Origin of the sequence: Streptomyces sp. HUAS ZL42 (assembly GCF_040782645.1) — a bacterium.
Lineage (GTDB): Bacteria > Actinomycetota > Actinomycetes > Streptomycetales > Streptomycetaceae > Streptomyces.
Genome location: NZ_CP160403.1, coordinates 4,877,113 through 4,890,291, shown reverse-complemented (window position 1 = coordinate 4,890,291; position 13,179 = coordinate 4,877,113). Strand labels below are relative to the sequence as shown.

At 68.6% G+C, this 13,179-nt stretch carries 10 protein-coding genes and 1 tRNA gene; 10 read left to right on the top strand and 1 reads right to left on the bottom strand.

Annotated elements, in window-relative coordinates; genetic code table 11:
• The first annotated feature begins 385 nt into the window (after positions 1-385).
• The 8 genes from dnaN (at position 386) to ABZO29_RS22410 (ending at position 10,476) form a co-directional block, all read left to right on the top strand.
• Complete coding sequence (gene dnaN / locus ABZO29_RS22445; RefSeq protein WP_367321981.1) at positions 386-1,516, top strand: DNA polymerase III subunit beta; 1,131 nt, start codon at positions 386-388, stop codon at positions 1,514-1,516.
• A gap of 240 nt (positions 1,517-1,756) precedes the next feature.
• Positions 1,757-2,632, top strand: a complete 876-nt coding sequence (gene gnd / locus ABZO29_RS22440) for a phosphogluconate dehydrogenase (NAD(+)-dependent, decarboxylating) (RefSeq protein WP_367321980.1) — start codon at positions 1,757-1,759, stop codon at positions 2,630-2,632.
• Positions 2,633-2,684: 52 nt separating this feature from the next.
• Complete coding sequence (gene recF, locus ABZO29_RS22435) at positions 2,685-3,806, top strand: DNA replication/repair protein RecF (RefSeq protein WP_367321979.1); 1,122 nt, start codon at positions 2,685-2,687, stop codon at positions 3,804-3,806.
• A complete protein-coding gene (locus ABZO29_RS22430) occupies positions 3,803-4,336 on the top strand; it encodes a DUF721 domain-containing protein (RefSeq protein ID WP_367321978.1) in 534 nt (177 codons plus the stop codon). The genes recF and ABZO29_RS22430 overlap by 4 nt, the downstream gene beginning before the upstream one ends.
• A gap of 363 nt (positions 4,337-4,699) precedes the next feature.
• A complete protein-coding gene (gyrB, locus tag ABZO29_RS22425; protein WP_367321977.1) occupies positions 4,700-6,772 on the top strand; it encodes a DNA topoisomerase (ATP-hydrolyzing) subunit B in 2,073 nt (690 codons plus the stop codon).
• 42 nt (positions 6,773-6,814) lie between these two features.
• On the top strand, positions 6,815-9,409 hold the full coding sequence (gene gyrA / locus ABZO29_RS22420) for a DNA gyrase subunit A (RefSeq protein WP_367321976.1): 2,595 nt from the start codon (positions 6,815-6,817) through the stop codon (positions 9,407-9,409).
• Positions 9,410-9,427: 18 nt separating this feature from the next.
• Complete coding sequence (locus ABZO29_RS22415) at positions 9,428-10,273, top strand: DUF3566 domain-containing protein (protein ID WP_367321975.1); 846 nt, start codon at positions 9,428-9,430, stop codon at positions 10,271-10,273.
• Positions 10,274-10,399: 126 nt separating this feature from the next.
• Positions 10,400-10,476, top strand: a tRNA-Ile gene (locus ABZO29_RS22410).
• Between the two features lie 215 nt (positions 10,477-10,691).
• Here the strand turns inward: ABZO29_RS22410 and ABZO29_RS22405 are convergent.
• The gene (locus tag ABZO29_RS22405; RefSeq protein ID WP_367321974.1) at positions 10,692-11,036 is read right to left on the bottom strand and encodes a DUF6344 domain-containing protein; all 345 of its coding nucleotides are present in this window, start codon (positions 11,034-11,036) and stop codon (positions 10,692-10,694) included.
• A gap of 339 nt (positions 11,037-11,375) precedes the next feature.
• Between ABZO29_RS22405 and ABZO29_RS22400 the strand changes: the two genes are divergently transcribed.
• Together ABZO29_RS22400 and ABZO29_RS22395 are read left to right on the top strand one after the other, a co-directional pair.
• A complete protein-coding gene (locus tag ABZO29_RS22400; RefSeq protein ID WP_003999697.1) occupies positions 11,376-11,504 on the top strand; it encodes a DLW-39 family protein in 129 nt (42 codons plus the stop codon).
• Positions 11,505-11,771: 267 nt separating this feature from the next.
• Positions 11,772-13,166 carry a hypothetical protein gene (locus tag ABZO29_RS22395; protein WP_367321973.1) on the top strand — a complete coding sequence of 465 codons (1,395 nt, stop codon included), beginning with the start codon at positions 11,772-11,774 and terminating at the stop codon, positions 13,164-13,166.
• Positions 13,167-13,179: the final 13 nt, after the last annotated feature.

The window sequence follows — 13,179 nt, the reverse complement described above, 5'->3', positions numbered from 1 at the left end:
TCGCCCCAGGCTGTGCACGGGGTGTGCAGAACTTTCCGTTCTCCACAGAAACCCTCGGTTGTCCACCGTCGCCGCCCACAGGGCCCGTGGACAAAATCTCCGCTCTGAGCTGCGAAAACATCGTTATCCACGGTTTCCACAGCCCCTACTACTACTCCCGACTAGAGAGAGCGGGGAATTCGTTTCGAAGCGGGTCCTGTGCACAACTCGCCGCCCGGCTCCCGGCTGCCCCTCGTCACGACTTGACCCCGAGAGGCACCTACTGTCAGTGCCGTGCGTCAGACTGGTCCCCGGTGTCCTTCCCCTCACAGGGATCGGCGACACCGAGACAGACGACGAAGCCAGGCAGGGCGAGAAGCGCCGGCAACAGCAGGAGGCGGCAACAGTGAAGATCCGGGTGGAACGCGACGTACTCGCGGAGGCAGTGGCCTGGGCGGCACGCAGCCTCCCGGCCCGTCCGCCGGCGCCTGTCCTCGCCGGCCTCCTGCTGAAGGCGGACGACGGTCAGCTGAGCCTGTCCAGCTTCGACTACGAGGTCTCCGCGCGCGTGTCCGTGGAGGCGGAGGTCGAGGAGGAGGGCACGGTCCTCGTCTCGGGTCGCCTGCTGGCGGACATCTCCCGCGCCCTGCCCAACCGTCCGGTGGAGATTTCCACAGACGGTGTACGGGCGACCGTGGTCTGCGGCTCCTCGCGGTTCACACTCCACACCCTGCCTGTGGAGGAGTATCCGGCGCTCCCGCAGATGCCGAACGCCACGGGCACGGTTCCGGGCGAGGTCTTCGCCTCCGCAGTGCAGCAGGTCGCCATCGCCGCCGGCCGTGACGACACGCTCCCCGTCCTCACGGGCGTGCGCATCGAGATCGAGGGCGACACGGTGACGCTGGCCTCCACCGACCGGTACCGCTTCGCGGTCCGTGAGTTCCTGTGGAAGCCGGAGAACCCGGAGGCGTCCGCGGTCGCCCTGGTGCCCGCCAAGACGCTCCTGGACACCGCCAAGGCGCTCACCAGCGGCGACAGCGTGATCCTGGCCCTGTCCGGCTCGGGCGCGGGTGAGGGTCTGATCGGTTTCGAGGGCGCCGGGCGCCGTACGACGACCCGTCTGCTGGAGGGCGACCTCCCGAAGTACCGCACGCTGTTCCCGACCGAGTTCAACAGCGTCGCGGTGATCGAGACCGCCCCCTTCGTGGAGGCCGTCAAGCGCGTGGCCCTGGTCGCCGAGCGCAACACCCCGGTGCGGCTCAGCTTCGAGCAGGGCGTGCTCATCCTGGAGGCCGGTTCCAGCGACGACGCACAGGCTGTGGAAAGGGTCGACGCCCAGCTCGAGGGCGACGACATCTCCATCGCCTTCAACCCGACGTTCCTCCTGGACGGCCTGAGCGCCATCGACTCCCCGGTGGCCCAGCTGTCGTTCACGACGTCCACGAAGCCCGCGCTGCTGAGCGGCAAGCCGGCGGTGGACGCGGAGGCGGACGAGGCCTACAAGTACCTGATCATGCCTGTGCGGCTGAGCGGCTGAGCGATCCGAGTCCGCCAGCCGTCCACAGTGGCGCGAGGTCGGTGGACAACCTGCCCGCGCCGCAGACGGCAATCCACAGTGCCCCGAAGCCTGTGGATCAGCGACCCGTCGGGCGAACCCGCAGGTGAGGGCGTGCGTCTGAGCGCGTATGCCCACAGATGTGCGTGAGCGTCCGGGTTTAGGCTCGGACACAGGCACGGAAGTGCCGTAACGCCACGTCGCAAACCTAAGGAACAACTGATGGAGCTCGGTCTCGTCGGCCTCGGCAAGATGGGCGGCAACATGCGCGAGCGGATACGCCGCGCGGGCCACACCGTCGTCGGATACGACCGCAACCCGGACCTCGCCGATGTCCACAGCCTTGAAGAGCTTGTGGGCAAACTCCAGGGCCCGCGCGTCGTATGGGTGATGGTCCCGGCCGGTGGCCCGACGCAGTCGACCATCGACGAACTGGCCGAGCTGCTGGAGCCCGGTGACGTCGTCGTGGACGGCGGCAACTCCCGCTGGACGGACGACGAGAAGCACGCCGAGGAGCTGGCCGCCAAGGGCATAGGCTTCGTCGACTGCGGTGTCTCCGGGGGCGTGTGGGGCCTGGAGAACGGCTACGCGCTGATGTACGGCGGCACCGCGGAGAACGTGGCCAAGGTGCAGCCGGTCTTCGACGCCCTCAAGCCCAAGGGCGAACTCGGCGCGGTGCACGCCGGAAAGGTCGGCGCGGGCCACTTCGCGAAGATGGTCCACAACGGCATCGAGTACGCGATGATGCAGGCCTACGCCGAGGGCTGGGAGCTGCTCGAGAAGGTGGACTCCGTCACGGATGTGCGCGAGGTCTTCCGCTCCTGGCAGGAGGGCACCGTCATCCGCTCCTGGCTGCTGGACCTCGCGGTGAACGCCCTCGACCAGGACGAGCACCTGGACGAGCTGAAGGGTTATGCACAGGACTCCGGCGAGGGCCGCTGGACTGTGGAAGCCGCCATCGACAATGCCGTGCCGCTGCCCGCGATCACGGCCTCGCTCTTCGCGCGGTTCGCCTCGCGCCAGGAGGAATCGCCGCAGATGAAGATGATCGCCGCGCTGCGGAACCAGTTCGGCGGCCACGCGGTCGAGAAGAAGTAGTCCACAGGACCGCCCGTCGGTCCACAACGCTGGGGGAGGTCGGCGAACGACCATGCACGTCACGCATCTGTCGCTGGCCGACTTCCGCTCGTACGCCCGGGTCGAAGTCCCGCTCGACCCTGCCGTCACGGCCTTCGTCGGCCCGAACGGGCAGGGCAAGACGAACCTCGTCGAGGCCGTCGGCTATCTCGCCACGCTCGGCAGCCACCGCGTCGCCTCCGACGCGCCGCTCGTGCGGATGGGCGCCGACCGGGCGGTCATCCGGGCGCAGGTCCGGCAGGGCGAGCGGCAGCAGCTGGTCGAGCTGGAGCTGAACCCCGGCAAGGCCAACCGGGCCCGCATCAACAGGTCCTCGCAGGTCAGGCCTCGTGACGTGCTGGGAATCGTACGGACCGTGCTGTTCGCGCCGGAGGACCTCGCCCTGGTCAAGGGCGATCCCGGTGAGCGGCGCCGCTTCCTCGACGAGCTGATCACCGCGCGTGCCCCCCGCATGGCCGGCGTGCGCTCCGACTACGAGCGGGTGCTGAGGCAGCGCAACACCCTGTTGAAGAGCGCCGCGCTGGCCCGGCGGCACGGCGGCCGCTCCATGGACCTGTCCACTCTCGACGTATGGGATCAGCACCTCGCGCGCGCGGGTGCCGAACTGCTGGCGCAGCGGCTCGACCTGATCGCGGCGATCCAGCCGCTGGCCGACAAGGCGTACGAGCAGCTGGCGCCGGGCGGTGGCCCGGTCGCCCTGGAGTACAAGCCGTCGGCTCCCGGTGAGGGGCACACGCGTGAGGACCTCTTCGAGCAGCTGATGGCCGCGCTCGCCGAGGCGCGCAAGCAGGAGATCGAGCGGGGCGTGACGCTCGTGGGGCCGCATCGGGACGATCTGCTGCTCAAGCTCGGTCAGCTGCCCGCCAAGGGCTACGCCTCCCACGGCGAGTCCTGGTCCTACGCGCTGGCGCTGCGCCTGGCCTCGTACGACCTGCTGCGGGCCGAGGGCAACGAGCCGGTGCTGATCCTCGACGACGTCTTCGCCGAGTTGGACACGCGCCGTCGCGAGCGGCTGGCCGAGCTGGTCGCTCCGGGTGAGCAGGTCCTGGTGACGGCCGCGGTCGACGACGACGTACCGCATGTGCTGACGGGGGCGCGGTACACCGTGTCCGACGGGACGGTGGAGCGCGCGTGACCACAGAGGAACCCACTTCGGACAAGACCCCCGAGCCTTCCGGCGTCGACCTGGCGCGCGTGGCGTTGCGCGCGGCGAAGGAAGCGGCACGCGCGCGTGGGGACGCGGCGCAGCAGAAGAAGCAGGCGCGGCGCGGAGGACTGCGCTCCGGCGCGCGTGCCGACGGTCGCGACCCCATGGCGCTCGGCGCCGCGATCAACCGGCTCCTGACCGAGCGCGGCTGGGAGGCGCCGGCCGCGGTGGGTGGGGTCATGGGCCGCTGGCCGCAGATCGTCGGCGAGGACGTGGCCAAGCACTGCGTGCCGGAGAGGTACGACGAGGACGAGCACGTGCTGGTCGTGCGCTGCGACTCCACGGCGTGGGCGACGAACCTGAGGCTGCTCGCCCCCGCGCTCGTCGCACGCCTCAACGAGGACCTGGGCCACGGCATGGTCAAGCAGATCAAGGTGCTGGGACCCGGTGGTCCCACCCGTCGCTACGGCCCCTTGCGTGCCCCTGGCAGCACTGGTCCCGGCGACACCTATGGGTGACGTACATCACGTCGAGACTCGTCTCATCGGGCCGGCGCGGGTCTCGTCGTACAACCGCACGCGGTTGCGAATCCGGACCTGACTCCCAAGTAGCCAAGGGTTGACAGCCGGAAGCGCTGAGTGCCGCTGTGAGCCTCTTGGAGCCCCGTTCCGTATATGGGGACCCGGCCGAGACCGGTTGAGGGCGCCACATGAGGACTCAGGTACCGGCAAACCCCCATCACTGTCGGCGCTACCGGTAGACTGGAAGCCAATCCCGCCCCAAACGTGGGGACCGCCCGGGAGAAGCTGAGCAACGCTGATCAAGGCTTACCAACGCAACATGCCGCAGCCGCTCCGGCAACCCGCCGACGAGCCTGGCTTGTGCTGTGCCAGAAAGGGCGCTTCGTGGCCGATTCCGGCAACCCCAACGAGAACATCCCGTCCACCGAGGCTCCGGCCGCAAACGCCGAGGCCTCAGTCACGGTGTCGTACGACGCCAGTGCCATCACCGTCCTCGAGGGTCTGGACGCGGTCCGCAAGCGACCCGGTATGTACATCGGCTCGACCGGTGAGCGCGGTCTGCACCACCTCGTGTACGAGGTGGTCGACAACTCGGTCGACGAGGCACTGGCCGGCCACGCGGACACCATCGATGTGACGATCCTGTCCGACGGCGGCGTGCGCGTCGTCGACAACGGCCGTGGCATCCCGGTCGGCATCGTCCCGTCCGAGGGCAAGCCGGCCGTCGAAGTCGTGCTGACCGTGCTGCACGCGGGCGGCAAGTTCGGCGGCGGCGGCTACGCGGTCTCCGGTGGTCTGCACGGCGTGGGTGTGTCCGTCGTGAACGCGCTGTCGTCGAAGGTCGCCGTCGAGGTCAAGACCGACGGTCACCGCTGGACGCAGGACTACAAGATGGGCGTCCCGACGGCTGCGCTGACCAAGAACGAGGCCACGGACGAGACGGGGACGTCGGTCACCTTCTGGGCCGACGGCGACATCTTCGAGACCACGGACTACTCCTTCGAGACGCTTTCGCGGCGCTTCCAGGAGATGGCGTTCCTCAACAAGGGTTTGACGATCAAACTCACCGACGAGCGCGAGTCGGCGAAGGCGACCGCCGGTGCGGACGAGGCGGGTGCGGACGAGAAGGACGAGGTCAAGACCGTCACGTACCACTACGAGGGCGGCATCGTCGACTTCGTGAAGTACCTCAACTCCCGCAAGGGGGACGTGGTGCACCCCACCGTCATCGACCTGGAGGCGGAGGACAGGGACAAGAGCCTGTCCCTCGAGGTCGCCATGCAGTGGAACAGCGGTTACAGCGAGGGCGTGTACTCCTTCGCCAACATCATCCACACGCACGAGGGCGGTACCCACGAAGAGGGCTTCCGCGCGGCGCTCACCAACCTGATCAACAAGTACGCGCGCGACAAGAAGCTGCTGCGCGAGAAGGACGACAACCTCACGGGTGACGACATCCGCGAGGGTCTGACGGCGATCATCTCGGTGAAGCTCAGCGAGCCGCAGTTCGAGGGCCAGACGAAGACCAAGCTGGGCAACACGGAGGCGAAGACCTTCGTGCAGAAGGCCGTCTACGAGCACCTCAACGACTGGCTGGACCGCAACCCGAACGAGGCCGCGGACATCGTGCGCAAGGGCATCCAGGCGGCCACCGCGCGCGTGGCGGCCCGCAAGGCGCGCGATCTGACCCGTCGCAAGGGTCTGCTGGAGTCGGCCTCGCTGCCGGGCAAGCTCTCCGACTGCCAGTCGAACGATCCCACCAAGTGCGAGATCTTCATCGTCGAGGGTGACTCCGCCGGCGGCTCGGCCAAGTCCGGCCGCAACCCGCAGTACCAGGCGATCCTTCCGATCCGGGGCAAGATCCTCAACGTCGAGAAGGCGCGGATCGACAAGATCCTGCAGAACCAGGAGATCCAGGCGCTGATCTCCGCCTTCGGCACGGGTGTGCACGAGGACTTCGACATCGAGAAGCTGCGCTATCACAAGATCATCCTGATGGCGGACGCCGACGTCGACGGCCAGCACATCAGCACCCTGCTGCTGACCTTCCTGTTCCGCTTCATGCGGCCGCTGGTCGAGGCCGGGCACGTGTACCTCTCCCGTCCCCCGCTCTACAAGCTCAAGTGGGGTCGGGACGACATCGAGTACGCGTACTCCGACCGCGAGCGCGACGCGCTGATCGAGATGGGCCGTCAGCGCGGCAAGCGGGTGCGCGAGGACTCGATCCAGCGCTTCAAGGGTCTCGGCGAGATGAACGCCGAGGAGCTGCGGGTCACGACGATGGACCAGGAGCACCGCGTCCTCGGCCAGGTCACCCTCGACGACGCGGCCCAGGCCGACGACCTGTTCTCGGTCCTGATGGGCGAGGACGTCGAAGCGCGCCGTGCCTTCATCCAGCGCAACGCCAAGGACGTCCGCTTCCTCGACATCTGAGTCGGTCTCAGCTGACCGCACCAGGAAGGATCCCCACCAGCAATGACCGACGAGAACACTCCCGTCACCCCTGAAGAGGGCGGCGACATCGCCATGCGCATCGAGCCCGTCGGGCTCGAGACGGAGATGCAGCGCTCGTACCTCGACTACGCCATGTCCGTCATCGTCTCGCGTGCGCTGCCGGACGTCCGGGACGGCCTCAAGCCCGTCCACCGCCGGGTGCTGTACGCGATGTACGACGGCGGCTACCGCCCCGAGCGCGGCTTCTACAAGTGCGCCCGCGTCGTCGGCGACGTCATGGGCAACTACCACCCCCACGGCGACTCCTCGATCTACGACGCGCTGGTCCGCCTCGCGCAGCCGTGGTCGATGCGCATGCCGCTCGTGGACTCCAACGGCAACTTCGGCTCCCCGGGCAACGACCCGGCGGCGGCCATGCGGTACACCGAGTGCAAGATGGCGCCGCTGTCGATGGAGATGGTGCGTGACATCGACGAGGAGACCGTCGACTTCACGGACAACTACGACGGCCGCTCCCAGGAGCCGACCGTCCTGCCCGCCCGCTTCCCGAACCTGCTGATCAACGGCTCGGCCGGTATCGCGGTCGGCATGGCGACCAACATCCCGTCGCACAACCTGCGCGAGGTCGCGGCCGGTGCCCAGTGGTACCTGGAGAACCCGGATGCCTCGCACGAGGAGCTCCTGGACGCGCTGATCGAGCGCATCAAGGGCCCCGACTTCCCGACCGGCGCGCTCGTCGTGGGCCGCAAGGGCATCGAGGAGGCGTACCGCACCGGTCGCGGCTCCATCACCATGCGCGCGGTCGTCGAGGTCGAGGAGATCCAGAACCGCCAGTGCCTGGTGGTGACGGAACTGCCGTACCAGGTGAACCCCGACAACCTCGCGCAGAAGATCGCCGACCTGGTGAAGGACGGCAAGATCGGCGGCATCGCGGACGTCCGCGACGAGACGTCGTCCCGCACGGGCCAGCGCCTGGTCATCGTCCTCAAGCGGGACGCGGTGGCCAAGGTCGTCCTGAACAACCTCTACAAGCACACCGACCTGCAGACGAACTTCGGCGCCAACATGCTGGCGCTGGTGGACGGTGTGCCCCGGACGCTCTCCCTCGACGCGTTCATCCGTCACTGGGTGACGCACCAGATCGAGGTCATCGTCCGCCGTACGCGTTTCCGGCTGCGCAAGGCCGAGGAGCGGGCGCACATTCTGCGCGGTCTGCTGAAGGCCCTGGACGCCATCGACGAGGTCATCGCGCTGATCCGGCGCAGTGAGACCGTCGAGATCGCACGCACGGGTCTGATGGGCCTCCTGGAGATCGACGAGATCCAGGCCAACGCCATCCTCGAGATGCAGCTGCGCCGACTGGCCGCCCTGGAGCGCCAGAAGATCGTCCAGGAGCACGACGAACTCCAGGCGAAGATCAACGAGTACAACGAGATCCTCGCCTCGCCGGTCCGCCAGCGCGGTATCGTGAGCGAGGAACTGGCCGCGATCGTCGAGAAGTACGGCGACGACCGCAAGACCATGCTGGTGCCCTACGACGGCGACATGTCCATCGAGGACCTCATCGCCGAAGAGGACATCGTGGTCACCGTCACGCGCGGTGGCTACGTCAAGCGCACAAAAACGGACGACTACAGGGCGCAGAAGCGCGGCGGCAAGGGCGTGCGCGGCACGAAGCTGAAGGAAGACGACATCGTCGACCACTTCTTCGTCTCGACGACGCACCACTGGCTGCTGTTCTTCACCAACAAGGGCCGCGTCTACCGTGCCAAGGCGTACGAACTTCCCGACGCCGGCCGTGACGCGCGGGGCCAGCACGTCGCCAACCTGCTGGCCTTCCAGCCGGACGAGGCGATCGCCGAGATCCTCGCGATCCGCGACTACGAGGCCGCGCCGTACCTGGTCCTGGCCACCAAGGGCGGCCTGGTCAAGAAGACGCCTCTCAAGGATTACGATTCGCCGCGTTCCGGTGGTGTCATCGCCATCAACCTCCGTGAGCGGGAGGACGGTTCCGACGACGAACTGATCGGAGCCGAGCTTGTTTCGGCCGACGACGATCTGCTTCTGATCAGCAAGAAGGCGCAGTCGATCAGGTTCACCGCCACAGACGATTCGCTGCGGCCGATGGGCCGTGCCACCTCGGGTGTCAAGGGCATGAGTTTCCGTGAGGGAGACGAGCTGCTCTCGATGAATGTTGTTCGACCCGGTACGTTCGTGTTCACTGCCACAGACGGTGGGTACGCGAAGCGGACCCGCGTCGACGAGTACCGCGTCCAGGGTCGCGGCGGCCTCGGCATCAAGGCCGCCAAGATCGTGGAGGACCGCGGTTCCCTCGTGGGCGCGTTGGTGGTCGAGGAGAACGACGAGATCCTCGCCATCACGCTGGGCGGCGGTGTGATTCGTACGCGAGTCAACGAGGTCAGGGAGACGGGCCGTGACACCATGGGCGTCCAACTGATCAACCTGGGCAAGCGCGATGCCGTGGTCGGCATCGCACGTAACGCCGAGGCGGGGCGGGAGGCGGAGGAGGTCGACGGCGACGAGGCCGTGGACGAGACCGCCGAAAACGCCACGCCCATCGGCACGGACGAGGGTGAGTCGCCCTCGGCCGAGTAGCACGAGGAGTGAGTCATCGTGAGCGGAGCCACGGGCGCCGGTTCGGTCGGCAGCTCGACCGGTACCTCTGCCGGTAAGCAATCGGACGACGGCGACCGTGGCTCCGCCACGCGTGCGGCTGACGCGCGTTCGACCGACGCGCGGGCGACGGATCCGCACACGACTCAGCTGCGCAAGTTCGACGCAGGCGCGAAGGATTCATCCTCGCCCGACACGCATGGATCCCAGGGGGGAACTGTGACGGACACCCGAGGTCCGCAGACCCAGCAGTACGCGGCTGGGGCGGGCCCGGCCGCTGCGGGCGCCCAGGCGCAGCCGCCGGCCCAGCCGACGGCACCACCGCAGGGGGCCGCACAGCAGCCGGCCTCGCCGCTGCCCGGGGAACGGCAGCCGCAGCAGGCCGCGGGGCCCTACCACCCGCCGCAGGCCTACCCGACGCAGGCGCCGGCGGAGGCCGTACGCCGTCCCCGCACGGGCGCGCGCACCATGCCCCGCACCCGCAAGGCACGTCTGCGGGTGGCCAAGGCCGACCCGTGGTCGGTGATGAAGGTCAGCTTCCTGCTCTCCATCGCGCTGGGTATCTGCACGATCGTCGCGTCGGCCGTGCTGTGGATGGTCATGGACGCGATGGGGGTCTTCTCCACGGTCGGCGGCACGATCTCCGAGGCGACCGGCTCGAACGAGTCGAACGGCTTCGACCTGCAGTCCTTCCTGTCCCTGCCCCACGTCCTCATGTTCACGTCGATCATCGCGGTCATCGACGTCGTCCTCGCGACGGCGCTTGCGACCCTCGGCGCGTTCATCTACAACCTCTCCGCGGGTTTCGTGGGCGGCATCGAGCTGACGCTGGCCGAGGACGAGTGACCGTTGCCGTTCAGGGACGCTTTCAATTTTCCCCTGACGGTCCCCCGACAACCGATTTTGGGACTGCCCACCTCGTGCGCTAATCTTCAGGAGTCAGCGCGCGGGACATACACCGCAGAGCGCGGCGGGGCTATAGCTCAGTTGGTTAGAGCGCATCCCTGATAAGGATGAGGCCACAGGTTCAAATCCTGTTAGCCCCACCAGCACGAAGGCCCCCGGTCCGGCAGGATCGGGGGCCTTCGGCGTTGCGGGCGCGGTGGAGCTGATTGCTCACCTGTGCCGGCGTTTCTCCTGGACGTCGAAGGCCCGGCCACTCGTCGGAGTGGCCGGGCCTTCGGCTGTGCCGTGCTGTACGCAAGTTCGCCGGTTACGTCATGGGGCGGGGCAGGGCACGTGATGTGCGGTGGGGGCGGCGTTGTCAGCGTCGGAGGGGGGTCGCGGGCTCGGCCGGTGTGGCGGGGGCGCAGGAGGCCTCAGTGAGCGTCGCCGGTTCTGCGTCCGTGAGGGGGCGGTGGCGGCAGTTGGGGGACTTGCCGTGGGCCTCGGCGCGGATGCGCTGCTTCATCGTGGGCGGTAGGGACCAGGCCCAGGGCGACACCGACGGCGCGGTCAGGAGGGCGATGCCCTCGCTGCTGTTGCGGCTCGCCTCGGTCTGCGCTACCGCCGTGGCGGCGGTCGTGGTGACGAGTCCGAGCGCCGTGCAGAGCGCGAAGAAGGCGCTGACGATGATGGTCCACAGCTTCATGACCTGGTTCTTGGTCATGGCCCCTCACTTTCGGGTCCGGTCGATTTGCGTACTTTCCTCATGATGTGTATGGGGGCCGCGAAGTGGTGGACCTACGCCCGTGGCGCGTCGATCTTCAGATCAACACCACACGGATGGGTGCAAGAGGAGTCAGAAGTGGAGGAGAGTGGAGGAAGGCGAGCAAAGTCGCCGCCCGTGGGGGGTGTGATCACTCTCTGATCGGAGCGGAGCGATCCGCTTCTACTGCGCTGTTCCGGACAGGAGTTGGGGACGGCCGCAGGTCACCGATCGATATCGGTCGGTGTGTATAGTCGGGCGCCAGAGGTCCCCTACGTCAAGGAAAGACGAGGTCGCGCGGTGAAGAAGCTTCTCCTGGTCGCACTGGCCGCCATCGGCGGGCTCCTCGTGTACCGCCAGATCCAGGCGGATCGCGCCGAGCAGGATCTGTGGACGGAGGCGACTGACTCCGTGCCCACGGGTTCGTGAGTACCGACACCGGATATTGAACCGACCCCGGCCGCCCACGCGGTCGGGGTTTCGCGTTCCCGGGCTCGGTGGGGCGCGGTGCCACCGAGCCGGGTGTTTCGGACGGCTCGTTCGGATGCACGGACGACAAGCCGCCCGGCGGGGCAGGATGGGCCACGGTCCGGTCAGTTCGGGGCGGGACGGGGCGAAGGCGAGGGGTGGCGCGTGATGGGGCGGCGTACGACGTGGTGGCGCTCGGGGGGACGACGTGATCGTCCGTCGGGCCGCGTGTCGCTCCGCCTGCCGCGTCGCCTGTCCGCTCTCCTGCCGGGCCGTACCTCGTCGCACGCGCGCGTGGCCGTCGCCGGCGCGGTGCTGTGTGCGACAGGGGCATTACACGTCCTGCCCGCGCATCCGGCCTCCGCCGCGCATCCGGCCTCCACCGCGCAGGCGGCCTCGACGGTGGCGGCGTCCGACGCCGGAACGCCCGGCTCGTACGCCTTCGCCGACGACGCCAAGTCCGTCCGGGCAGCGACGAGCACCACCGACGCCGAACTGCTCGAGCCCGGGACGACGTACCGGAGCACCCTCCCCGACCAGGCGGAGGTCTACTACCGCCTCGAACTCGACGCCACGTCGAACGCCTACTTCTCCGCCACCGCCGTCCCCCGCCCCGGCGCCACGGTCTCCGCGAGCGACGGGATCAGGGTCTCCGTGCAGGACGGCGACAGCCGCACCTGCTCCGTCGAGACCACGACCTTCGGCGCCGCCCGCAGCCCGCGCCCCATCACGGCATGGGGTGCGCGCGATGCCGGGCGCCGCAGGAACTCCTGCCAGGAGGCCGGCACGTACTACGTGGTCGTCGAGCGCGTCGGTACGGCGGGTTCCTCGGCCTCCTCGTCGTCCTCACCGGACGCCTGGGACCTCGAACTCCTGCCCGTCCTGGAACCGCCCCTGCGGAAGGCCGCAGCTACGAACGCGCCCGAGGTCTGGGACTCCTCCTCGCCCGCGCCCCTTACCGGCGACCCCGTGGACCGCGCAGGCGGCGCGGGCTTCGCCACGGCGACCCCCGTCGGCCAGGGCGTGTGGCGCGCCGACATCACGCCCGGACAGACGCTCTTCTACAAGGTGCCCGTCGGCTGGGGCCGGCAGCTGTACGCCACCGCCGACCTGGGCAGCACAGGCCAGGGAAGCGGCTATGTGGTCCACGCCCTGGACCTCGCCCTGTACAACCCCGTGCGCGCCGACGTCGACGACGCGAACATCAACTACAACGGCAGTCAGAGATCCGCCTCACTGGCCCCCCTGCCACCGGTCGCCTACGTCAACCGCTACAGCACCACCGACTCCGTGAACGGTATGCGGTTCGCGGGTTCGTACTACCTCGCCGTGCACCTTTCCGCGCAGATGGCCGACCGCTTCGGCGACGGACCGTTCGGGCTGATGCTGCGCGTGCGGGTCGGCGGAGTGGGGGAGTCCGGGCCCGGATACGCCGGGCAGCCCGTGCCTCGGGACGTCTTCGAGGTCACCGAGGGTGACCGGGAGGCCGTGGCCGAGGGCGCAGCCGCGCGCGGCGACACGGCGATGACGGTGACCGCCGTGGGCGGAATCGGCGCCGGCACCGTGCTGCTGGCGGTGCTCGGCGTATGGACGGTCACGGCTCGGCGCAGGGCTTCGGCCTGACAGCTCGGCGCGA

Bases quoted from the DNA above. Each gene is read 5' to 3' on its own strand.
- gnd (WP_367321980.1), top strand. From the start codon at position 1,757: ATGGAGCTCGGTCTCGTCGGCCTCGGCAAGATGGGCGGCAACATGCGC.
- recF (WP_367321979.1), top strand. From the start codon at position 2,685: ATGCACGTCACGCATCTGTCGCTGGCCGACTTCCGCTCGTACGCCCGG.
- gyrA (WP_367321976.1), top strand. From the start codon at position 6,815: ATGACCGACGAGAACACTCCCGTCACCCCTGAAGAGGGCGGCGACATC.
- ABZO29_RS22405 (WP_367321974.1), bottom strand. From the start codon at position 11,036: ATGACCAAGAACCAGGTCATGAAGCTGTGGACCATCATCGTCAGCGCC.